At 51.8% G+C, this 23,407-nt stretch carries 22 protein-coding genes, 3 tRNA genes and 1 other annotated feature; all 25 genes read right to left on the bottom strand.

What is annotated here, in order from left to right; all coding sequences use genetic code 11:
- Positions 1-25 precede the first annotated feature (25 nt).
- The 25 genes from rplL to V8247_RS06200 all read right to left on the bottom strand — a co-directional run bounded on the left by rplL (position 26) and on the right by V8247_RS06200 (position 23,379).
- Positions 26-403: a 50S ribosomal protein L7/L12 gene (gene rplL / locus V8247_RS06320; RefSeq protein WP_338736995.1), complete on the bottom strand. Its 378-nt coding sequence runs from the start codon at positions 401-403 to the stop codon at positions 26-28.
- A 32-nt stretch (positions 404-435) separates the two neighbouring features.
- On the bottom strand, positions 436-978 hold the full coding sequence (gene rplJ, locus V8247_RS06315) for a 50S ribosomal protein L10 (protein WP_338736994.1): 543 nt from the start codon (positions 976-978) through the stop codon (positions 436-438).
- Between the two features lie 14 nt (positions 979-992).
- Positions 993-1,125, bottom strand: a sequence feature (ribosomal protein L10 leader region).
- Positions 1,126-1,165: 40 nt separating this feature from the next.
- On the bottom strand, positions 1,166-1,879 hold the full coding sequence (rplA, locus tag V8247_RS06310; protein ID WP_338736993.1) for a 50S ribosomal protein L1: 714 nt from the start codon (positions 1,877-1,879) through the stop codon (positions 1,166-1,168).
- A 1-nt stretch (position 1,880) separates the two neighbouring features.
- The gene (rplK, locus tag V8247_RS06305) at positions 1,881-2,303 is read right to left on the bottom strand and encodes a 50S ribosomal protein L11 (RefSeq protein ID WP_338736992.1); all 423 of its coding nucleotides are present in this window, start codon (positions 2,301-2,303) and stop codon (positions 1,881-1,883) included.
- 32 nt (positions 2,304-2,335) lie between these two features.
- Positions 2,336-2,869 carry a transcription termination/antitermination protein NusG gene (gene nusG / locus V8247_RS06300; protein WP_338736991.1) on the bottom strand — a complete coding sequence of 178 codons (534 nt, stop codon included), beginning with the start codon at positions 2,867-2,869 and terminating at the stop codon, positions 2,336-2,338.
- Positions 2,870-2,911: 42 nt separating this feature from the next.
- Positions 2,912-3,139 (bottom strand): preprotein translocase subunit SecE, encoded by a 228-nt coding sequence (secE, locus tag V8247_RS06295; RefSeq protein WP_338736990.1) that lies wholly within the window; start codon positions 3,137-3,139, stop codon positions 2,912-2,914.
- A gap of 23 nt (positions 3,140-3,162) precedes the next feature.
- Entirely contained in the window at positions 3,163-3,327 is a 165-nt protein-coding gene (gene rpmG / locus V8247_RS06290) for a 50S ribosomal protein L33 (protein WP_338736989.1), read from the bottom strand.
- Between the two features lies 1 nt (position 3,328).
- Positions 3,329-4,531 (bottom strand): elongation factor Tu, encoded by a 1,203-nt coding sequence (gene tuf / locus V8247_RS06285; RefSeq protein WP_338736988.1) that lies wholly within the window; start codon positions 4,529-4,531, stop codon positions 3,329-3,331.
- 30 nt (positions 4,532-4,561) lie between these two features.
- Positions 4,562-4,637: transfer RNA gene (locus tag V8247_RS06280), tRNA-Thr, on the bottom strand.
- Positions 4,638-4,695: 58 nt separating this feature from the next.
- Positions 4,696-4,780: transfer RNA gene (locus V8247_RS06275), tRNA-Tyr, on the bottom strand.
- Positions 4,781-4,794: 14 nt separating this feature from the next.
- Positions 4,795-4,867 (bottom strand) — tRNA-Thr (locus V8247_RS06270).
- A 159-nt stretch (positions 4,868-5,026) separates the two neighbouring features.
- Positions 5,027-5,728, bottom strand: coding sequence for a PIG-L deacetylase family protein (locus tag V8247_RS06265; protein WP_338736987.1), 702 nt, complete (start codon positions 5,726-5,728; stop codon positions 5,027-5,029).
- Complete coding sequence (locus V8247_RS06260; RefSeq protein WP_338736986.1) at positions 5,721-6,956, bottom strand: glycosyltransferase; 1,236 nt, start codon at positions 6,954-6,956, stop codon at positions 5,721-5,723. Before V8247_RS06260 ends, V8247_RS06265 begins: the two co-directional genes overlap by 8 nt.
- Positions 6,946-7,926: a GNAT family N-acetyltransferase gene (locus V8247_RS06255; RefSeq protein ID WP_338736985.1), complete on the bottom strand. Its 981-nt coding sequence runs from the start codon at positions 7,924-7,926 to the stop codon at positions 6,946-6,948. The genes V8247_RS06260 and V8247_RS06255 overlap by 11 nt, the downstream gene beginning before the upstream one ends.
- 42 nt (positions 7,927-7,968) lie before the next feature.
- Positions 7,969-8,373, bottom strand: coding sequence for a CoA-binding protein (locus V8247_RS06250; protein ID WP_338736984.1), 405 nt, complete (start codon positions 8,371-8,373; stop codon positions 7,969-7,971).
- 60 nt (positions 8,374-8,433) lie between these two features.
- Positions 8,434-9,306, bottom strand: coding sequence for a thiamine pyrophosphate-dependent enzyme (locus tag V8247_RS06245; RefSeq protein WP_338736983.1), 873 nt, complete (start codon positions 9,304-9,306; stop codon positions 8,434-8,436).
- Complete coding sequence (locus V8247_RS06240; RefSeq protein ID WP_338736982.1) at positions 9,303-11,036, bottom strand: 2-oxoacid:acceptor oxidoreductase subunit alpha; 1,734 nt, start codon at positions 11,034-11,036, stop codon at positions 9,303-9,305. The genes V8247_RS06245 and V8247_RS06240 overlap by 4 nt, the downstream gene beginning before the upstream one ends.
- 19 nt (positions 11,037-11,055) lie before the next feature.
- On the bottom strand, positions 11,056-11,217 hold the full coding sequence (rd, locus tag V8247_RS06235) for a rubredoxin (protein ID WP_338739340.1): 162 nt from the start codon (positions 11,215-11,217) through the stop codon (positions 11,056-11,058).
- A 191-nt stretch (positions 11,218-11,408) separates the two neighbouring features.
- Positions 11,409-11,843: a hypothetical protein gene (locus V8247_RS06230; RefSeq protein WP_338736981.1), complete on the bottom strand. Its 435-nt coding sequence runs from the start codon at positions 11,841-11,843 to the stop codon at positions 11,409-11,411.
- 453 nt (positions 11,844-12,296) lie between these two features.
- Positions 12,297-12,521, bottom strand: a complete 225-nt coding sequence (locus tag V8247_RS06225; RefSeq protein WP_338736980.1) for a DUF2769 domain-containing protein — start codon at positions 12,519-12,521, stop codon at positions 12,297-12,299.
- A gap of 213 nt (positions 12,522-12,734) precedes the next feature.
- Positions 12,735-15,668, bottom strand: coding sequence for a DEAD/DEAH box helicase family protein (locus tag V8247_RS06220; protein ID WP_338736979.1), 2,934 nt, complete (start codon positions 15,666-15,668; stop codon positions 12,735-12,737).
- Positions 15,669-15,709: 41 nt separating this feature from the next.
- Complete coding sequence (locus tag V8247_RS06215; RefSeq protein WP_338736978.1) at positions 15,710-16,759, bottom strand: virulence RhuM family protein; 1,050 nt, start codon at positions 16,757-16,759, stop codon at positions 15,710-15,712.
- 2 nt (positions 16,760-16,761) lie between these two features.
- Positions 16,762-18,639, bottom strand: coding sequence for a site-specific DNA-methyltransferase (locus V8247_RS06210; RefSeq protein WP_338736977.1), 1,878 nt, complete (start codon positions 18,637-18,639; stop codon positions 16,762-16,764).
- Positions 18,636-20,483 (bottom strand): DUF262 domain-containing protein, encoded by a 1,848-nt coding sequence (locus V8247_RS06205; RefSeq protein WP_338736976.1) that lies wholly within the window; start codon positions 20,481-20,483, stop codon positions 18,636-18,638. The genes V8247_RS06210 and V8247_RS06205 overlap by 4 nt, the downstream gene beginning before the upstream one ends.
- Before the next feature lie 10 nt (positions 20,484-20,493).
- On the bottom strand, positions 20,494-23,379 hold the full coding sequence (locus tag V8247_RS06200) for an SNF2-related protein (RefSeq protein WP_338736975.1): 2,886 nt from the start codon (positions 23,377-23,379) through the stop codon (positions 20,494-20,496).
- Between the last annotated feature and the right edge of the window lie 28 nt (positions 23,380-23,407).

Genomic DNA, 23,407 nt, shown 5'->3' with positions numbered 1-23,407 from the left:
CCCTTTTTTTCTACGTGATTTAAGACTATTTAACTTCGACGGTGGCGCCGGCAGCTTCCAGCTTCTCTTTAACGCTGGCAGCTTCTTCCTTGCTGACAGCTTCCTTGACTGCTTTGGGAGCGGCTTCAACCATTTCCTTGGACTCTTTGAGTCCCAGGCCGGTCAGTTCGCGAACAACCCGGATGACGTTGATCTTATTGGCGCCGATGTCTTTCAGAATGACATCAAATTCGGTCTGCTCTTCAGCAGGGGCAGCAGCCTCGCCGCCGCCAGCCGGGGCCGCCGCAGCAGCCATGGGAACCGCGGCACTGACGCCGAATTCTTCTTCCAGAGCCTTGACCAGATCGGCCAGGTCCATGACGTTGAGTTCCTTGATTTGAGCGATGATTTCTTTAACAGCCATTTCTGTAATTCCTCCGTTAATATTTTCTAAATTTATTTGGCTTCTTCTAATTGCTTCAGGTGGCCGTTCAACACAGTCACCAAACCCTGAATGGGCGCGTTAAGGGTACCGACCAGTTTGTAGAGCGGGGCTTGAATACCGCCCAGCACCTTAGCCACCAGAATCTCTTTTGACGGCAGTTTGGACAGGGTGGTCACATCCTCAGCGGACAAGGCGCGAGAGCCGAGAAAACCGCCCTCCACAGTCATTACGGACTTGGATTTGGTGATGTGTTCCAGTAGCAGTTTGGCCGGCCCGGTAACATCCTCACCGTAGCCCCAGGACAAGGCAATCGGCCCGTCTAACAGCGCCGTCAGGTTGTCCTTACCGGCACCGGCAGCGGCGCTTTTAACCAGCGTGTTTTTGACCACTTTGTAACCGACGCTGGACTGGCGCAGTTTGCCGCGTAAACCGGTGAGTTCAGCGGTGCTGACACCACGGTAATTGGTGATGATGGCTACGCTGGATTCAGCGATGATCTTTTGCAGCTCATCAATTGTTTGCTGTTTTTTCAGCTTAACTTTGGCATTTACCATACTTCTAACCTCTCTTCAGAAATAAAAAAAGTCCTCGCACGCGCAAGGACTCTTAAAAAACCGTTATCGGCTCTCTGTTTCCTCGGCGGGCATTAATTAAGTCCTCAAAGGGACGCCGGCTGTCTCCGGATATTAAATTGTTAATTCAGGTTATCTTAGCATCCTGCGGTGTGAGACGCAAGCGACACTAGACCCCAGCAAGAGACATGATGGAGCGCATATCCAGCTTAATGCCGGGGCCCATGGTAGTGGTCAGGAAAGCACTCTTAATGTACTGCCCTTTGGCTGCGGCGGGCTTGGCACGCACTATCGCTTCCATCAGTGACGTCATATTGCCCACCAGTTTTTCTTCTTCAAAACTGGCTTTACCCAGGATAACGTGAATGATGGCAGTCCGATCCAGCTTGAATTCCACCCGGCCCATGCGGGCTTCCTTGATGGTTTGCGGCAGATCGGAAGCGGGTACCACGGTGCCGGCCTTGGGATTAGGCATCAACCCCTTGCGGCCGAGCGACTTACCCAGTTTACCGACTTTACCCATCATTTCCGGCGTGGCGATGGCGACATCAAACTCCAGCCAGCCGCCGGCGATCTTTTCCACCAGGTCGTCGCCGCCGACAATATCGGCACCGGCGTCCCGGGCAATTTTTTCGGCATCGCCCTGAGCGAAAACCAACACCCGCACCTGCTTGCCCAACCCGTGCGGCATCAGCGCCACGCCCCGGACTACCTGAGCAGAGTTACGCGGGTCAAGTCCCATCTTGAGGTGCATCTCTACGGTCTCATCAAATTTACAGGTGGCGGCCTGTTTGGCCAGTGCAACGGCCTCAGCGGCCGTGTAATCTTTGCCGGATTCCACCAGCTTTTCTACTGCTTCAAATCTTTTTCCATGGTCTGCCATATTATTCTACCTTTATCCCCATGCTGCGGGCGGAACCGGCGATAATACGCACGGCGCCTTCCACATCAACGGCGTTGAGATCTTTCATTTTCAATTCAGCGATTTCGCGCACCTTGGCGCGGGATATCACAATGGGGGCACCCTGACCGGGACTGGTGGCACCCTTGGGGACGCCTGCGGCTTTCTTCAGCAGGTCGGCGGCCGGCGGGGTCTTGGTGATGAAGGTGAAAGACCGGTCATCAAAGACGGTAATCTCCACCGGCACCACGGTGCCTTCCATAGAAGCGGTGCGCTCATTGTATTCCTTACAGAAACCCATGATGTTGACGCCATGCTGACCAAGCGCCGGACCGATGGGCGGTGCCGGATTAGCCTTACCGGCGGGAATCTGCAATTTAATAATTGCTTTAATTTTCTTAGCCAAAGCCTATCTCCTTGAATCCGGGAGTAACTCTCTTAGAGCTTCTCCACCTGTAAAAAGTCCAGTTCCACCGGGGTTTCCCGACCGAACAGTGAAAGCAATACCTTAACCTTGCCCTTGTCGGCGTGGACCTCGTCCACCATACCGATGAAGTCAACGAACGGCCCGTCAACCACCCGGACGCTCTGGCCTTTCTTAAAGCCGACCTTCACCCGCGGGGCTTCCGCCTCCATCTGGGTAATGATGCGGTCAACTTCATGGGGCTTAAGCGGCGTCGGTTTGCCGGCCGTGCCGACAAACCCGGTCACACCGGGTGTATTGCGAACGATATTCCAGTTCTGGTCAGTCATCAACATTTGAACAATGACGTAGCCAGGCAAAATCTTACGCCGGATGGTCCGCCGCAGACCGTTTTTGACCTCCACCTCTTCTTCGGTGGGGACTTCCACGCGGCAGATTTCCTCGCCCAGATCCAGCGTCTGAATTCTTTCGCCCAGGTTCTTTCTCACCCGTTCTTCATGACCGGAATAAGTATGAACCACGTACCATTTTCTATCGTTTTCCGTCAATACCAGCACCTTCGGCTTGCGCCTGTTACCAACCGCATCCCGCTATTTCAGCAGGAAGTTATCCACCAGGTAGGACAGGCCATAGTCCAGTACGCCGAGCACCAGCCCGACGGAAAAGGCCACGACCAATACCATTACGGTCAGCTTTCTTATTTCATCCCGAGTCGGCCAGGTAACCTTTTTCAGTTCAGCAATGATATTGCCGAAAAAACCAGGCCTGGCCGCAGCCGCCGGCTTGTTAGCCGGCGGCTTGGCATTTGTTTTTGACATGGCTTGCTTTCGCAATTGTCCCGTCACTTAGTCTCCCGAAACAAATGATGAGTCCGGCAGCGGGGACAATACTTATTAATCTCCAGACGCCGAGCGTCATTGCGCTTGTTTTTGGACGACGTATATACTCTCTCGCTGCACTCGGTGCAGGCAAAAGTAATTACGATCCGGTTTTCTGTCTTAGCCATATTACTCCAGAATTTCGGTGATGGCGCCGGCGCCTACGGTGCGGCCACCTTCGCGGATGGCGAACCGAAGACCCTTTTCCATTGCAACCGGGTAGATTAAGTTGACCTTCATCTTGACGTTATCGCCAGGCATCACCATCTCCACGCCGGCCGGCAGCTCAATGTTGCCGGTGACATCGGTGGTGCCGATGTAGAACTGGGGCTTGTAACCGTTGAAGAACGGAGTGTGGCGACCACCTTCGTCCTTGGACAGAACATAGACCTCGGCTTCGGCTTTAGTGTGCGGCTTGATGGAGCCGGGCTTGGCCATCACCTGGCCGCGCTCAATATCGGTGCGTTCAACACCGCGGAGCAACAGACCGACGGCATCGCCGGGCTCGGCGCTGTCCAGCAGTTTGTGGAACATTTCCACACCGGTGACAACAACCTTGCGGGTGTCATGGTGCAGACCAACGATTTCAACTTCATCGCCGACCTTGACTACACCGCGGTCAACCCGACCGGTGGCCACGGTGCCGCGGCCTTTGATGGAAAAGACATCTTCTACCTGCATCAGGAACGGCTTGTCCTTGGGGCGTTCCGGCATGGGAATAAAGGTATCAACAGCATCCATCAGTTTCAGGATGCGGCCGCACCATTCACACTCCTGCTTGCCGCAGGCACATTCCAGCGCCTTGACGGCGGCCACGCGCATGACCGGAGTGTCATCACCGGGGAACTTGTATTTGTTCAGCAGTTCGCGAACTTCAAGCTCCACCAGCTCCAGCAGTTCTTCATCTTCCATGATGTCCACTTTGTTCAGGGCGACCACAATGGCCGGCACCTGGACCTGACGCGCCAGCAGTACATGCTCGCGGGTCTGCGGCATGGGACCGTCGGGAGCGCTGACCACCAGGATGGCACCGTCCATCTGGGCGGCACCGGTGATCATGTTCTTGACAAAGTCGGCATGGCCGGGGCAGTCAATGTGAGCATAGTGACGGTTGGCCGTCTCGTACTCAACATGAGAGATGGCGATGGTCATACCGCGGGCTTTTTCTTCCGGCGCATTGTCAATGGAATCAAAGCTGCGCTTCTGAGCCAGGCCGGCGGCGGCCAGCACGGTGGTGATGGCGGCGGTCAGCGTGGTCTTGCCATGGTCAACGTGACCGATGGTGCCAACGTTGGCATGCGGTTTAGAGCGATCAAATTTCTGTTTAGCCATTTATATTTTCCCCCTTATTAATTTCTCGTCTGGAGCCCACAATCGGATTCGAACCGATGACCCCGTTCTTACCAAGAACGTGCTCTACCGACTGAGCTATGTGGGCAACCCTAGTATTATAGTTATTACCAGCTACGTTGTCTAGCTGCCGAATATAAAAAAACTGGAGAGGACTGGATTCGAACCAGTGAAGCCCTTTCGAGCGGCAGTTTTACAGACTGCTCCGATTAACCACTCCGGCACCTCTCCACGTACAACAGCCGAGCCCGAGAGGGGATTCGAACCCACTAACCTACCGATTACAAGTCGGTTGCGCTACCATTGCGCCACTCGGGCAGAATCCGGTTTTTTCGGCACGAAATACCGGGTCTGCTTACAAACAGAAAGATATTATATGAAATATGACAAGGATGAGTCAAGGATTACTGCACCGGCGTCGCCTTTTCCCGGAATATTTGTTGGTTATTAAGATATCTGGATTTGGAATTCAGGCGGTCACCACGGTATCTCAATCTTCTTGAACGATTCCGCCAGCAGAAACTCTTCGCCTTCGGCGGCTGCGGAAGCCCGGGCTTTAATCCGATCCAGCCGGGCGGCAAAATCATCGCCCACCTGACTGCGGTGGCACTTGATGGCCTCAACCTTGCGGTCAAAAAAGCCTTCAATGTCGGAGCGGTAGTCCGAATCCTCGGCCCCGGCCAGCCAGACCTCTCCAACCTTATGCGGCTCATAACCGGCGGCCAGCAGGTCCGGATACGCCAGATGATCCCGCGAATAGGGAAAGACCGCGTCCATAGTTGCCTCACCGCACTGCCGGTGATCCCGGTGCCACCAGATATAGCGCTGGTAAGGCGAGTGGGTAATGACCAGTTCCGGCCGGTAAAGGCGAATCAACCGCACCAGCTCTTTGCGCAACTCCGGCGTGGCTTCCAGTCCCTGATCCGGATTTCCCAGAAACACAACGTCTTCAACACCGAGGGTTCGGGCGGCTGCCCGCTGTTCTTCCATGCGGATGGCCACCAACCGGGCCGGCGGCATCTGCCGGTCATCCGTGCCCTTGTCTCCGGCGGTACAGATGACATAGACCACCCGCTTGCCCTCGCCAGCCAGCCGGGCAATGGTGCCGCCGGAGGAAAACTCCGGGTCATCCGGATGCGCCATCACCACCAGTACATCGGCTTGTTTTACACTATCCATTCAAACACACCTCGGTATCTTCTTTGGCAACCATCAGTGATTCAAAAACCGCCTCCACCCGCACAGCCACCGCGTCCCAGCTGAAATCACTGATGGAGCAATGCAGTATTTCCGGGTCAACTGTCGGGCGATTTAACCAGTCATCCAGCGCCGGGGCTAATGACGACGGCAGGTTATCCGGCGTGACGGAGCCGGAAATCCCTTCTTTAATAATATCCCGGGCGGCGCCGACATCAGCAGAAACCACCGGCGTCCCGCAGGCGACCGCTTCCAGAGCCACCATACCAAAGGTCTCGGAGTAAGACGGCACGGCGACCACATCGGCGGCGGCATAATACCAAGGCATCTGGGACTGCGGCGTCGCGCCGGTAAAACTCACCCGGTCAGCGAGGCCCAGAACTTCAGCCTGAAGGCGCAGCCGGGCCAGAGTCTCCCGGCTGTGTTCATCGCCGCCGACCACCAGCAGACGACAGTTTTTATTTTTTAACAAAGCCGCGGCCTCAACCAAACGGTCAATGCCTTTGAGTTTATCCAGCCGGCCGACGTACAGCACCGTCGGGGCTTCGGGTTGGCCCAATATGTGCCGGGCCGCCGTTTTATCCAGCGGCCGGAACAAGCCCAAGTCAACCCCGCACGGCACCACGCTGACCTTGTCCGCGGCCCCCTGATGATAACGGATAACCGAGTCCGCCTCCCCCAAGGTGCCGCACATGATGCGGCGGCAGTCGTTGACTATTTCAGCCTCGGTTATCAGCCTCAAGCCCGGTTCCGGTGCACCCAGGCCGAGGGCGTCCTTGGCCGCCCCCACGGTGTGGAAGGCGAAAACATGCGGTACGCCCAGTTCAGCCGCCAGCTTGCGCCCGACTTCACCGGACAGCCAGTAGTGGGAGTGAATCAGGTCATAGACGGCGCAGTCGCGGCGGCAAAAATCATGGAGATTGCGTTCAAATTCCGGCAGATTATTAAACTGGGTCAGTTTGCCCATTTCTGCCACGGCTCCCGCCCGGATATGGACCAGGCGGACACCAGGGGCTAATGCCTCCGACTCCGCGTCCCGCGGGTCATGGGCACGGGTAAAGATATCCACACGATGCCCCCGCCGTCCCAGGGCGGCGGCCATTTCCCGGATATAGACGTTCATGCCGCCGGTATCGCGCCCGCCGGGCTGCCCCACCGGACAACTGTGTACCGACAACATGGCGATACTCAGTTTGCTGTTATCCGCCATTTAACTCAATCCTGAGATTACTGATCGGTTTCTCCTGTCCGCCCAGATGGTACTTGTATATTTCAGCACCTTTAAGATAATCATAAACCCGCATCCGGCGCTCCACGGCATCCTGAATGGAATAAACCTTGGACAGCAAGCCGACGCTGAGACCGGAGTGTTCCGGCTCATAGCCGCTGTTATACAGGTAGCGGGTGTTATTATAATCAAAGCACATGACGGCGGCGACAATGTCCCCGTTCAGCCGCAGGTGCCCGAATCTCAGCCAGCCCCCATCAGCCATGGCCGCCGCCAGTTCCCGGAAAAAAACTTCCATCTCCAGGGTCATGAACTCGGCCTTGTCTTTCCGGCTGATGCGGAGCAGCCGGAGCAGCGCCGCCAGCTCGGCCGGAACATCGTCAGGTTCTTTTATGTCAAATGTGACATCGACGGCTTCGGTCAGCCGCCGCCCTTTGCGCTTTATCTCGTGACGCTGATGCGAACTCAGGCTTTGCAGATAGGTTTCCCAGTCTGCCGGAAGATCCATTTCCAGGGTGACATCGGTATCGGTCAGTTCCAGCGGCAGGCCGCGTTGCCGCGCCAGCGGCAGCAGATGCTTCAGGGTAACCGAATCCGGGCGCAGGGCTTCCAGTTCCAGCTGTTTTACACCGGCCGCAGCCAAATTATCCAAAAGGGCGGCAAAGAAATCGTCTTCCCCGCCTTCACGGACTACAAAATCCAGGTAATCACAAACATCGGCACTGCCGATAAAACGCACCGTGCCGCCCGCCAGCCGGAGCGGCGCCAGGCCCACGGCCTGGCCGTCTTTTTCGGCCAGGAGCAGCAGGAGTTCATCGTCGGCTCCGAAATTGCGCCACCAGACGTTTAGCCACCCGGGAGTGACAAACGGAAAAGGCGCGCTGAGGTTAATATCACCGCCCCATCGCGCCGAAAGCTCCGCCGGACTCAGCGGTGAAAATGTACAAGGCATATATTTAAGAATATCACGGAAAGCGCTGATTGTCACCGCCGGCTAGTGACTGAGACCGGTCATGGCGGCGTGAGCCCGGGCGATACACCGGTCCATAATGACCTCCAGCCCGCCCCGCATGGCAATATCCGCCGCTGTTTCATTGACCACGCCCTGCTGCAGCCACAACACTCTGGCGCCGATAGCCACGGCATCTTCGGCAATTTCCGGCGTATGCTCTGAAGCCCGAAAGACATTAACGATGTCCACCGGTTCCGGCACGGATTTAAGGTCCGGGTAGCTTTTCAACCCCAAAACCTCGGCGGCATTGGGATTGACCGGTATCACCCGAAAACCGGACGCTATCAGGTAAGCGGTAACGGCGTTGGAATGCCGGGAAATATCCGGCGAGGCGCCGACTACGGCAATGGTTCCGGCTTTTTTAAGTATCTTTTGTTCTTTTCTCATCTACTGTCATCCACCTTCGGAAATTATTATAGCATCACCCGGCGGCAGTAGTTCAGGCGGCTAGCGGAACTCTTCAAAGAGGTCTGCCACCGACCTGATGTCCGGCCGGCGCAACACCAGCGGCTCTTTGCCGGCAGTGCCGAGATATTCATCAAAGGTCTCTCTGGGATGACGGTAGATGACGCCGGTGGGAATCTTATCTCCCCACTCCAGTGCCTTGCCAAAAGCTGCCGTCCGGTCAGCCGTATCATAACCAGACTCATCCTCCAGTTTATATACCCGTTCCTGATACCATTGAAAAGTGTTTTTCTTATTAAAGCTGACGCACGGCTGTAATATCTCCACCAGGGCAAAACCCGGGTGCCGGACTCCGGCGGCGATCAGAGCCGCCAGTTGTTCCAGATCACCGGCAAAGCCGCGGGCGATGAAGCTGCAATCAGCGGCCACCGCCAGCGCCAGCGGATGCAGCGCCGTCCAAGCCCCATCCGGGTTCATTTTAGTGGTAAAGCCCAGGTCAGTGGTCGGTGAGGCCTGGCCCTTGGTCAGCCCATACACCTGATTGTTGTGTACCAGGTAAGTGATGTCCGGATTGCGGTTCATGGTATGAATGAAGTGATTGCCGCCTTCGCCGTAGGCGTCGCCGTCGCCGCTTTCGGCGATGACCGTCAGCCCGGCATTAACGGTTTTGGCACCGATGGCCGCCGGCAGCGGCCGGCCGTGCAGTCCGTTAAAAATATTGGTCCGGGTGTAATGCGGCAGCTTGGCTGCCTGACCAATGCCGGAAACCATCAGCACCTGCCAGGGCTCCAGTTGCAGTTCTACCAGCGCCTGATTGACCGCCCGCAGGATACCGAAGTTGCCGCACCCCGGACACCAGGCGTTGTCCGAGGCCGGGGTGTAGTCATCAAGGGTAATTTTAAGTTTATCGCTCATGACGCACCCTCCGGCTGAAATTGGTTCAGAATATATGCAGCCGACAGCGGCCGCCCGTCAAAACGGTTGATGCGGATATCAGCATTGATGCCGGTCTCCGCCTGAATCAGCCGCACCAATTGGCCGGTGGCATTGCTTTCAATGACCACCGGTTTGCCGCCGCCGTCCAGCATGGCAGCGACTTCCGAGGCCGGGAACGGCCACAATTCCGCCAGATGCAGATGACTTATCTTGCCGCCGGCACCATTCAGGATTTCAACCGCCTCGGCAACCGGGCCGAAGCCCGAGCCCCAACTGATGAAGGTATAATCCGCCTGCGGCTGCCGGCTGAGGACGGGTTTGTTAATCTCGGCGGCCAGTCCGGTCAGTTTCTTCAGCCGTTTGCCGACCATCAGCCGCCGGGTTGCGGCGTCTTCAATGATATGACCGGCTTCAGAGTGTTCATCGGAATCCGCCGCCACCAGCGCCTGGTGAATACCGGGTAAAGCCCGCGGGGAGACGCCGGATTCGGTGTAAGCATAACGCTTATGTTCCCTGCCCTGGCGGTCAGCCTCGGTCTGAGACAGCCATTCGCCCCTTTCTATTGTTACCGCTTCAAGGTCAAACGGGGCCACAGTATAATAGGAGTCGGCCATCTGATGGTCAGTTAGGACAATGACCGGCGTCTGATATTTCTCCGCCAGATTGAAGGCCTTGACCGTCAGCCAAAAAGCCTCTTCAGCGTTAGCCGGGGCCAGCACCGCGCGGGGGAATTCGCCGTGACCGGCATGTATCGCATAATTCAGTTCGGCCTGTTCGGTGCGCGTCGGCAGTCCGGTGGCCGGACCGGCCCGCTGCCCCAGAACGATAACCACCGGTGTTTCGGTCATGCCGGCCAGCGCCAGCCCCTCCGTCATCAGGCTGAAGCCGCCGCCGGACGTCGCAGTCATCGCCCGCGCCCCGGCGTAACCAGCCCCGACCGCCATATTAATGGCGGCAATCTCATCCTCAGACTGAATCACCGGCACCCCGAACTCCCGACCCTTATCCGCCAGGTATTCCAGGATCGGCGTGGACGGCGTCATGGGATAACCAGCCACGAAGCGGCAACCGGCCGCCAGCGCACCCAGCGCCACGGCTTCATTACCGGTAAGCAACAGCTTCCCGGACGGCTTGCCGGCCTTCAGCGGGAAGGCGTAACCCTTCGGCCGGTGGGCGGCCGCATAATCGTAACCAGCGCGGGCGGCCTTGATATTGGCCTCAACCACCTGTTGACCGTGCCGGCCATACTCATGCTCCAACACCTCGGAGAGCAGCGAAAAGTCATACTCCAGCAGTCCCAGCGCCGCGGCTGTAGCCACGGTGTTGGCCATCTTCAGACTGCCGGCGGCTGCAACCGCGATGTCGGCGATGGGGATATCCAGACAATTCAGCTCGCCGGCCGGTTTGACTTCAGTTTGGTGCCCATCATAGATGAGAACGCCGCCGGGGGTCAGCTCCGCCTGGTGCAGTAATACACTTTCGGCGTTCAGCGCCAGCACCATATCGGTATCTTCCCGCGGCGACTGCACTGGCCGGTCGGCAACTCTTACCCGGGCAAAGGAATGGCCGCCGCGAATGCGGGACTCAAAATCCTGGTCGGTAAAGACTTCGTAACCGCCGCGCAGCATCACCCGGCCCAGCACCGCCCCGACCGACACAACCCCCTGCCCGGCCTCACCGCCGATTAAAATGTTCAGGTCTACCGGCATAGAAAACCTCCGGAAACTTTTATTCCGCTTTTACGAACTGGTCTTTGCCCGCGCCGCAGATGGGACAAACCCAGTCACCGGGCAGGTCTTCAAAAGCGGTACCCGGCTTAACCCCGGCTCCGGGATCCCCCTGCGCCGGGTCATAGATGTAGTTACAGATCAGACAACGGTATTTGGTCATTTTTTCCATTCACCTCTCTCATTCCAGAATAGAAGGTAAAAGGGCTTATGTCAAAATAATCAAGCAATCACCGAAGGGGATTTGATTTGTTACAGAAAAGTATTTTTTACAGAAACGAATCCGAATTTTACGTTTAAAAACGGCCTTTTTAGGTAATTGATAGGCCTTTTCAATTATTGTTTTTAGCAAATTCAATCAAGCTCCTTTGCCAGAATCTCGTTTTTCGCTTCTTCCGGTATGATTATGCCGCTGAACAGGCTTTGCAGTCCCCGCAATATCTCATTTTCATCCTTCTTTTTTGGAAGATGCCGGCAACGGGCCATCACGTTAGACAGGATATTAACCCCCTTGAAAAACAACATGAGGTCGTCAGGGCTGCGTATTTCCATCAACTGGAGTTTGTGGCGTAACAGCCCAATCTCCTGCTCAAGCCCCTGAACTTGCATGGCCTCCTCCAGGCTTGGTTGACGGCTGCCGGCAGCATGCCGGGCGTAGAAATCACGCTTACGGGCGTTCTGATTTCCAAACGGGGCACCTGGGCCGCGGCGGGGCGAAGCTTCGGAATCAGGTGGATGAGAGCCGGGAGAGTCAGGCTTGTCTGGGGCACATTGTTCATTGTTTATCATAGCATGTATTTTAGCACGTATGTTAGTTATAGTCAATGGGTAAATGTCTCATTTCGGGAGAATATTTTAGCTATCAGCGGTCAGCTATCAGTTTTCAGTAGACAGTAAACGGTAGGCAGTATTCAGTCTTCCATAGAACCGTTCATGGCTGGACAGGCCCACCAGGGTACCAACGATTTCTGCCACGGCTCGCTTCTTCCCGCCGCTCCTTGATTAGTTCTTCGGAAAGACAGCGCCCCGCGGGGATACAGCCCCTCAGCAAGGCCTGGGACTGAGAGACTGCCTGACGCACGCTTATTACTTTTATTTCGCTATTTTCCATTGTTAAAAATGCTTAATCTCCAGCTTTCGGTTTGAACCTACACGGAGGTCCGGAGAAATTTCCAATCTGCACCTTGTTTGTTATCGTACATCTATGTGATGTAGTTAGCACATCAATGATCATTGCCATATTCACTGGGCAGGCTCCGCGCCACGGACACAATAATAAACGTGCCGGAAACACTGCTTCACCCAGACGGGACAGCCCAGGCACAGACAACCGGCCTCAATATCAATACAAACACTGGCCGAACCCGCCACACAGAACCCGATGCGCTCACCGCACTCCACAAACGAAGGACAGATACGGCACAGGCAATCTATTTCAATACTGTCCCGGTTAAGTTCAACAGGCATGGCCGTATGCCCTAAAGATCACTCTTCCACTTGTGACCGCACTTTTTACAGGTGCAGTACAACGTGTTGGATATGGTCAGTATCTCCACTTCCTCACTGCCGCATTTTGGACACTTCATGTTGCCTCCTTACCAGACAGGCTGTTAATTCAATATTACCACCGGGAAGTATGGATTGGAAGATAGAAAGTAATTACCGATTTTCCAAACAGTCTTATACTTGATCAGCAGACGTGACCACCGCAAACGGTACACCAATTGACTCAAAATGCCTGGCGCCGCACCTCACTTTGTCCACTTCGCTGTTACGCAATTTCAGGAAATCCCTGGTGCCTTTGGTCTCACGGACCAGGTAAAGAGACTTGTCATCATGCTTTAAGATGGCCCAATCCGGGTTGTATTTGCCAACTGGCGTGTCGATGACGAACCATCTTGGCAATTTCACGAACAACTTAATATCCTCGCGCTGGTCCAATCGCCGCGCAAATTCCCGCTCTATTTCGGAGTCATATTCAACGTATTCGTAAATTGAATGTTGAACCTGCAAAGCCGTCAGGTAGTTGATCATCTCTTCGTTTTTGAAAAGGAGCTGCTCCCATTCTGCTTCCGGTCCGTCACCATGGACCTTCTCGTATTTGATACCGTCTACCAGGAGCCTATGGAGTTCATTCTTCAATATTGCCGCGACGGTGTCCATGAACAGTTGAGGATTATTAAAGAAATCTTCCAAACGGCCTGAACTTTTCAATATACGAACAAGGGTGGAGCGTGTGAGTTCAGTCTGATTCTGAAGGTACGCTAATAGGTCTGGCACCGGCCTGGTGCCAAAGGAAACCTGTTCTTCTGCAACCCCGATATCGGTGGTATCAACACCGCCTTTGGTGACCTTTACTTGACCGGTCCGGACGTGGATCACGGGCTTTTCGATACGCTCCATTCGCTTGATCGCCGCGACTGCACGACTAACCAATTCGTCGGTCTCAAATTCCACCCGATAGGTGGTTTTAGGTTTGATCTGTTCCCATAACGCTTTAAACTCTGATTCTTCTAACAGAAAACCCTTAAGATGGTTTACCCGTTCATCTTTGTCTCTGCGGATATGCCGTTCAATCTGATACGCGGAGAGTAAATCAATTACAGCCGAAGCCAGATCTCTATGCGCTTCGGGTAATTTCAGCTCGAAATCGAGCCGTTTAGGATCAAAAGCCGCTTGGATACGCCCCTCGGTATCAAGCATCTTTTGATCAACTAAAGCCGCCTTGATAACATCGGCGGCTGTCCGGCCGATTGGTTGTTCTTGCCCGTCAACTACCTGGCACAATTTAGCAAACGCTGTTATCGGGACCTTGCCGAAGGTCACTCCGCACTCCTCTTCATATTCAGTCTGTAGCTTGCGGGCAAAATTTTCGTAACTTTCGTTGGCCATCACGTAGAGCTTATTGATAGAGTCATCAAAGACCCGCAAGCCGTTTTGGTCTACTGGCAACCGTAGTCCGCGGCCGATTTCCTGGCGTTTCTTAATACCGCTTTGGGTCTCATTGAGGGTGCATATCTGAAAAACGTTCGGGTTATCCCAGCCTTCACGCAATGCTGAATGGCTGAAAATGAATCGTAACGGCTCGTCAATCGTAAGGAGGCGTTCCTTCTCCTTCATGATGAGGTTATAGACTTCATCATCCGCCTGAGTGTCACCGCGGGTGTCTTTTAAGATGCCCTTTCTGTCCTGGGCAAAGTAACCGTTGTGGAGTTTTCCAATAGCGTGTTTAACACAATCCAGATCTTTATATTGTTCCAATGCGGACAAGGAATGAAACTCCTCTTCAAATGCCCTGGCGAATTTCCCGGCTACCGGCTGGCCGGATTCTTCGTAGTCACGATAATTGGCTACACGGTCAATGAAGAAAAGGCTAAGCACCTTAATACCGCGACCACGTAATTGCAGTTCTTTATCCAGATGTTTTTTCACCGTGTGTTTTATCTGCGCCCGCCAAACATCATCTCGCAAGCCGCCCATTTCTTCACCCAGGCGCAACAGTTTTCCGTTATTAAATCTGATGAATTCGTTACCTGGTTCAGCCCAAATTTCAGCCACAGAAAAACCATGCTGATAACAAGGGCGCTCTTCGGACAGAGTGAACAGGTCGGCGCCGTTGGTTACGGTGACCGTTTTTTCTTTCGGTCCATCCTTGGTTTGAACGTGAATCCGCAACTTAGCTTTGACACCTTTTTTGTACTCAATGCTTTCCACTCTTACGAAAGCATCGTTGGCACTGTTTTCCGCCGCGGCACTGGCTACCACGATTTGTTTTACCAGCTTCAATTCGAATGCCCGAACCGGATCAAGACGATAAACAAGGTTGTAAGGATTCCGGTGAGTGGCGGAATAGCGAAGAGTGCAAAGTGGATTCAAAGCCCGGATGGCCTCCTGGGACTTCTCTGTGGAATCCACGCTCTGGGGCTCATCGATAATGACAATCGGCCTGGCTGCCTGAACGAACTCGATAGGCTGCCGACCGGATAGCTTGTCACTTTCCTTATAGATAACGTTGCTCTTCTGTTCCGCTTCTGTGCCGGCAAAGTTTTTGCGAAAAGCATCAATGTTGATGATCATGATCTGGAGGGTATTGCTGACGGCAAACTGGCGCAGTTGGTTGACCTTTTTACCGTCATAGACGAAGTGTTCGAATGGTATATTGTTGTAGAGAGCGCGGAAATGATCCTTGGTTATTTCGATATTCTTCAGCACGCCCTCACGAATAGCTACGGAAGGCACTACAATAATGAATTTCTGAAAACCGTATTTTTGCGATAGTTCGAAAATTGTCCGGAGATAGACATAGGTTTTACCGGTGCCTGTTTCCATTTCCACCGAGAAGTGGGGGCAGAGGCGGGTCATATTGGCTGGCGCGTCGAACAGTTCCGAGCATTCAAGCGGTGCTTCATGCTCCGGCGCTTCAATGTCGTTGCGTATCTGGACATTCCGGGTATTCTCCCGCAGTTTGTCCTCTGCCACCAGCAAGCGGTTACCGGTTCCAAGTTCCGTCTGTTCCTGGCCGCTGAACAAGCCGCCCATGGCACCCAGGTTGATTACGGCATATTCCGGCGCGCCCTGGGGTTGACCTTCGAACAGATCGACGATCGCCGCCACGGCATCAAGCTGGAATTGCTGGTTGGCATCAAATTGGAGTTTTATTTGCCGTCTCGCTTATCATCAATTTGTTTTTCAATGGACTTCAACTCAGCATCATCGGCCATCGTTTCCGCTGTGGCTTCCATCGTCAAACGATGATTATTGAATATTTCGTATTGTTCAACCGCCAGCTTATCCGCAATTTCCTTGGCGATTCTGCCCGGATTATTCAAGATATCGCGTTCGTTGAACTTTAAAAAAGCGTCCAGTTTTTCACGCCAATCACGCATGAACACCTGGCGATGCATCCGTGCTTGATCCTCGGCGTAATCCAGATACATGCTGACAATACGATTCAGGTTCTGCATCTCCGCTTCATTAAGATAATTTTTCGCTATCACTACATCATATTTGCGCACCGTTGTACCTTTCCATGATGTCAGCCCCATATTCGGTTTGGAGGCATCCGCTCTTTCGGTAATAAGCTCAGCCGCAGTTTTGCCTGATACTGCAAAATGCAGCTTATTCTGGACGATCTTGAAAAATTCGATTGTTTCTTCCGCTTTAGGATCGTAATCAACTGCGAGTTTATAAATATCCCTGATTTTTTGATAGAATCTTTTCTCGCTGGAACGGATATCTTTAATCCGTTCCAGCATTTCATCGAAGTAATCAGAACCCACGTTGATGCCGCTTTTTAGGCGTTCATCGTCCATGGTAAACCCTTTTACCAAGTATTCATTCAGACGCTCTGTCGCCCATCTGCGGAATTGTGTACCCCGGTGCGATCGTACACGGTAACCGACTGCGATGATAGCTTCCAGATTGTAGAATTTGCGGATTCGGCTGACTTGCCTTTGTCCTTCGGTTTGAACTTGTAAGTTATCCTTACAAGTTGAGTCTTCAGCCAATTCGCCGGTAGCAAATATTTCCTTCAAATGCAGGGTTATGTTTTGAGGTGTGGTCTGGAACAATTCAGCCATACCCGCCTGTGTCAACCATACCGTCTCGTTTTCAAGCCGGACTTCAATTTTTTCGTTCCCGTCCGGGGTGGTGTAAAGAAGGATCGAGCTTGTGGCTGGAATGATGTCGTTTTTTCTGTCTGTCATTCTTATACCGTCTCGAACTTCTTGATCTCTTTTGTCTTGAATATCTGTACTGCGTTGGCTTTCAACTGGTCATTGCCGGCGAAACCGGCATCCAGGCACACCACCCGCTCCGGTTTCTTGTCTGCCATGGCTTTGATGAGTTCCAGGCTGATTTCCTTTTCCAGACAGATGAACATCAACCCTTCAGCCACGGAATAAATATCCTTCCCGGCTACAGTCAGTTTTTTAACAGGCGTAGTCAACGGGAATCCACTCTTAAGCAGCAGTTCATACAATAGGTCATCTTCATTGCGGCTGTCTTTAATATGGTCAATATGTAATTCAAGCTGTTTTTCCAGCGATACCGTGTCCTGGGCACCGTGGGCGTCCCATGTTTTGAAGTTGGAGTCCGCAAGTTTGAAGACACGGAAACCGCGGTCCTGCTTAATTCCACCATCGAGGTCCAATTTTCCTGTGTCCTGGTCGTTTAGCTTTTTGATGACACGTCGAACACGCTCTTCAGTAATCTTACTGATATCCTCGTAGCCAGCCTTTCGGGCTTCAGAGTCATCAGGGCATTTTTCGGGAAGTTGAACAAGTATAAATTTGCGATTTCCAAAATCTGTTTGGTTTAATTCAAGAATAGCATGAGCAGTAGTTCCAGAGCCAGCAAAAAAATCAATGCAGATATCAGTGGGTTTAAGGGCTAATAATGCGCATCTATTAATTAATCTAACTGGTTTTGGCGTCTCGAAATACCCATAACCCAAAATCGATTTGACTTCGCGGGTAGATTCCTGATTATGTCCCACTTCATTTGCCAGCCATAACGTATCACTTTTTCTTCCTTGTTGAACTTCAGATAAATACCTCTTTAACCTTGGAAATGCGTCACCATTTTTACCAAACCAGATTCGATTCTCTTTAATTAACGTTTTCATATTTTCTTGTGAATATACCCAGTGCTTTCCACTCGGTACATTAAAGGTTTTTCCAGTTGGCCCCATCACATCATAATTTCCATCTTTTCTAATCTCATTGGCAACCAAATCTCCCGAAGCCCACGGGCCCCTCGAATCATCATCGGGATTTAAGAACCTATTATCCATTTTCTCAGTTCTTGGTAGTAATTGTATTTCAACATCATTTATATTTTTTGCATAACATAAAATATATTCATGAGTATCAGAAAAATACTTGGCATCATTTTTCGTGCTATGTATTTTCTGCCAAATTATTTGGGCAAGAAAATTTGATTCACCAAATACTTCATTACAGAGCTTTCTAAGGTTATCAATTTCATTGTCATCAATACTAATAAAGGCAATGCCACTTGTCGTTAGCAGGTTCCGTGCAAGATACAATCTCGGATACATCATATTCATCCACTTGGAATGAAAACGGCCATCAGCATCCGTATTATTCCCGAACTTCCTGCCTTCAGAGTCCACTTGCCCGGTGTATTCAAGGTAAGTCTGAAGCGACTCCGTGTAATTGTCCGGGTATATGAAGTCATTGCCGGTATTATAGGGCGGGTCAATATAGATCATCTTAACCTTGCCCAAATATGACTTCTGGAGCAGTTTGAGCACTTCCAGGTTGTCGCCTTCAATAATCAAGTTTTCAGTAGTATCAAAGTTGACGCTCTCTTCGGGGGCTGGACGCAGAGTTGCCATACTTGGTTGTTGGATGGTTTTGAAACATTCGGCTTTGCCCGGCCAGGTCATACCATAGCGTTCTTTACCTACGTCTACCGTCTCACCCAATGCCAACTTGAGGCGTTCAAAGTCAATTTTACCGCCTTCGGTTCGGACCTCTGGGAAAAGGCGTAGAAGTTCCTGTTGCTTATCTTCGGATAAATGTTGGGAGTTCAGGTCAAAGTGTTCTGGTTGTTCGGTCATTCCTGTTCCTCTTCTTCGGTGAGTTCGCCTTCCGCGTCCGCATTTTCAATTTGGGACGGAGCCTGTCGGCCGATTGCTTTACCAGTTGCCTGCTCTATTCTCTTCAACAGAGCTTCTTTGCGCTTATCATAGAAACTCTTAAAATCATCTTTTTTAAGGGTTTCTGGATCAATTAGGTGCGTGACAAGTATCTGATCCTGTCGTTTTTCAGCGATACTACATTTATCGCGTAGGGCTTTCAAGTACTGGCTTGGAGCGTTGCCACCAATGATTCTATTGGTGCGGTACGAAAGCGCGGTTTTATTAACAATGGATTCTGAGTATTTGGACTCAATATGTTTTTTCACGCACCAATCATGAGGGAAGATATGATGTATGTCGATAATATCTGCAAAATACGTTTGGACCTGAATGGGTTCCCCTGTGCGAAAGTCCAGGCAACCGTCTTGCATAAGCAATGCGTATAATCCTTTATACGCCGCACTGTTACGAGTGCGCAGAGTGTCGAAACGCCCGGGGGAAAAGTTACTTTCTGAGACTGTTGATGGCTCTTGACCGCCGCTTACCCAATTCATAACTTCGACAACATCGCGGGCAAAACGTGTTTCGACGGCACTGCCATATAATTCACCGAAAACACCACACCAGTACCATCTGCCTAGTTTCTCACGGACCAAATCAGTATCTGCTTTGTCCCCAATAATCGCTAGAATGGCGGCCAAAGGGACCAGTTGCGTTCCATAAGGAACATCTTTATTGGAAAATATTTTTTGTTGGAAAATGAAACGTCCGGCTTTTTCAAATCCAGAAGTGGCTAATTCTACCCACTTTTTGTAATCATCCAGTTTTAGTTTTAAAATATCTGTCCGTTTGCAACCAACAGCTGCACTTGAGTCCTCCTTCTTCCGGCTATAGGCAGATAAAAGAGAAATGACCTGCAATAATTCATCGGCACCTATGGAGCGCAATACAATCTGGCTATGTATTCTATCCTTTCGACCGCTAGCGATCTTGTGTCCTCGCTCGTTGTGTTTACCTTCCCAGTCTTCTCGAAGGTTATAGCCATCGGCGGCAAAAGTAGCAGTAACCAGTTCAAAAACCGTTAGCGATACGCCACCAGTGTTGACCTTTTCGAAGACTTGGCAAACGGCAACTTTCGGGGTCTCTTTCAACAACTTGATAACCGGGATTTGGTATTGTTTGAACCGATCAACGACCGCCCTTTCAAAAGTGTCGAAGAATTCAGTTTTCTGCGGGTCATAACTCCAATGCTTGTTGTAATTAGCACGCCATTTTGCGCAATCGAGGACCAACGAGAGCGGGAATAACATATGCTCGAATTCGGCTTCAGGAGTCGAGTAGTCTTCGACTATCTCATTCCTAAAGTTCTTTATCTTCCTGTCTTCCGGCAGGCTCTTGATAGCGTCTTCCCTGTCCCCATTTGAGTTCAGAGCCTTGACCATATCAATATAGTACCAACGGAGGATTTCCTTCTTTCTGATATCCTTTGTTTTTACAGCCCGATTGAGTATGATTGCCTGATAGAGTGAGGTGAGCCGCTGCTGTCCGTCCAGGATGAAACGTTCAGGTTCAACCGGTAAAGCTAGTTCAACACCTTCGACAGGTCGTGGTTTGAATCTAACGTCTTTATTCCCATTCTCTAGCATCATGACGGCGCCAATCGGGTACGACAAAGAGACGCTGGCTAAAAGACTCATGATATGGGCATCATCCCAAACCCAACCACGTTGAAATTCTGGCAACTGGTATGTCCCGATTGAAATTGCTTTCAGGACATCCTGCAGAGACTCCTTGTCACTGGTGAAGGTCGTCATTCCTTCCATCATTTGCCTCCTATGTCAGTACCCAATGCAAAGAAAAGAGTGTCGTCTTTTCGGTTGCTTGCCGTAATCGCTGGCAGATCTCGTCCAGCAACGTGTCTTTCTGTCTATCAACATCCCGGCTGGCCTGATCGTAGTTGCGCCAAGCTTCATCTCTCTTGGTTTCAAACTTACGTATTTCTCGTTGCCGTTCTAATTTGTCCGGAAGATTGGGCGCCATCCTGGCTGCCTTGCGAGCTTCTTTAAGCGCATCATCAAGGTCTTCTAACTCAGTACGGAGAGAAACGCGACGGTCCTCAGCCCATTTTTCCAGTTTGTCCATCTCCACTTCAAACCACCGCCCGTTTCGAGTGTCCATACTTGTAAGTATTTCCTGGGAGCAGGCTGAAACTTGCTGGTCAAGCCGTTGTGAAATCTCCCCCGGCAAGGCTAAGGTGTTTTCAGTTCGCCCCGCTAAATCAAACAAGCGGCGGCATTGTGTATCGTCAAGAAGATGTCCGTCATCGGTTAATCCTGCAAAAACCAGCTGGTCTTCAGTCTCCAATGCGGTTACGGTACATAGGCAGCATTGAAGCCAACCAGACTTTCCGAGAAACGATTGCAGACAAGTAATATTCTTCCCGCTCCCGGCATAATCGAAAACTACTTGCGCAGATGGAGTTTGTAGCGAGGATGCACGACTAAGCAGGCGCTGAGCCAGAGGGTGGCCAACGCGGTAAGTATTGACATCATCAACTGCCTTTCCCATGCAATAGGGGCCCGGGTGAATGGTTTCCTTAGGGAAAGGATTTTTTAACAGCGTAAAAGTATGAGCCGTTTCGTCAAAATTGGCATAATCCCCAAGAAGGTGTTGGGTAATCATCCACAGGAGGCCGTTGAAACGATCCAGATAGTCGTGACTCTGGATTCGAACTTTTTCGACCACCTCCTGATCGAAGTTATCCAACAGCTTTTCCCTGGCATCCCGCTGGCCCTCAACTATTTGAACCTCAAGTTCTTTTTGAAGCTGGTCGAATTCGAACTGAATCTGCTCCTGGGTCCGGCATTGTTGGTAAATGGATGCTATGCGTTTTTCAAAATCGACGCCGGATTCAACAATCCCAAGGACTTCATCACTGGCGCCGAACACCCCGTTGAAAAGACGGAATTTTTCGTCAAGCAGTTCATAAACGCGTTGATCAGCGGCGTTACTCTTGTTCAAGAAGTTGACTACCACGACGTCGTATTTTTGCCCGTAGCGGTGGCAGCGGCCAATCCGTTGCTCAATGCGTTGCGGATTCCATGGCAGGTCATAATTTACGACCAGGTTGCAAAACTGCAGGTTGATGCCCTCGGCAGCCGCTTCCGTAGCAATGAGAATGGAAGCATCATCACGAAAATGCTCAACTAGAGCGGCGCGCATATTGGCGCTTGGTGAACCGCTGATACGATCGGTGCCGGCATGTTTTTCCAGCCATCGCTGAAGAATTCCCTTTGAGAGGGAATCGGTGTTGGTGCCGTTAAAAAGCATAACCTTTCCGGCGAATTCGGTTTGTTGCAGAACGTTAAACAAATACTCCTGGGTGCGCCGTGACTCTGTGAATATAACTGCTTTTTGTTGTAAGGTGGCAGCCCCTTGCTTTTCCTGGGCATGAGACGCAGCCGCAAAGCCTTTCCTCAGGGCGGTAAGGAGTACTTCACCTTTAGAATTTCTGACGATTGATTTAGCCAGGGCATGGAATTCACGCAGTTGGGCCATCTCAAGGCGTAACTCTGCGAGTTGTTCCGGAGTTAATTTGCTTTTTTGACCGGATGTCGAGCCATTGTCATCCTCGTCCCATTCGTCCGCCAGCTCGTCTAGTTCTTCAAGATTAGCTGGCAGATCATCCGGCAAAGTATCAACAGCTTCAGCAACGGTTGCCGCCGCTTCCAGTTTGTTGGCCAATCCCTCGAGGGTTGCAGAGATGGCATATGTCGATGACGCGAGAAGCTTGCGTAATATCAACGTCATTAGTTGCCGCTGACTTGCGGGGAGTGCGTATAAGGTCGGGCACTGAAGATACTCCGTAACCAAATCGTAGAGTCTTTGCTCCTGGTCGCTCGGTACGAACTCTTGAACGATGGCATGGCGGTTAGTGTATTTGATATATTCCAGCACCTGACGGCGCAGGGTACGTTTGCAGATTGGCTTGAGTCGCTCTTTGAGGTCGGTAAAGTCTGTTTCATTGTTGAGCCGAGTAAACCTGGCTCGGAAGCTGCGCAAATCGCCAAAAGCATAATCGTCGATAATACTGACAAGCCCATATAGCTCCAGCAAGGAATTTTGCAATGGCGTCGCAGTCAATAGCACTTTGGGGAATGGGGCAACGGCCTGTTTGATAACTGATGCTATTTTGCTGGAGGTTTTATATACGTTGCGCAGCCGGTGAGCTTCATCTATGACTACCAATGCCCATTGTATTTGACGGATGTAAGGCTCCATCTTTTTGGCAAACTGATATGAGCATAAAATAATGGCTTCTTGCTTGAAAGGATTCAGATTGCCGGAGCGGATCACATCGTTAAAACTGCGGTTCTCCAGAATCACTGAGGGTAGATTGAATTTGTCTGAAAGTTCCTGGCTCCATTGTTTGCGAAGGTTGGCTGGGACAATAACTAAAAGACGACGTTTACGTTCAGCCCACTTTTGTGAAAGAAGAAGGCCGGCTTCGATCGTTTTCCCGAGGCCAACTTCATCAGCCAGGATGGCGCCACGCGAAAAGGGGTTTCTGAAGGCAAAAAGAGCCGCTTCGACTTGATGTGGGTTTAGATCAACTTGAGCATCGGCGAGGACTGAAGTCAGTTTTTCAACACTGTCGGAGGAGCAGCGCCTAGTCAGTTCATAGGCATAGAGTTTTGCGTGGTAGTCAGTAAGATTCATTTCAGCCGTCACTGGAGTTTAGTATCAC

The organism is Dehalogenimonas sp. W (assembly GCF_037094495.1).
GTDB classification, from domain to species: domain Bacteria; phylum Chloroflexota; class Dehalococcoidia; order Dehalococcoidales; family Dehalococcoidaceae; genus Dehalogenimonas; species Dehalogenimonas loeffleri.
The sequence above is the reverse complement of the archived record's forward strand: the minus strand, read 5'-3'. Positions and strand labels throughout refer to the sequence as shown.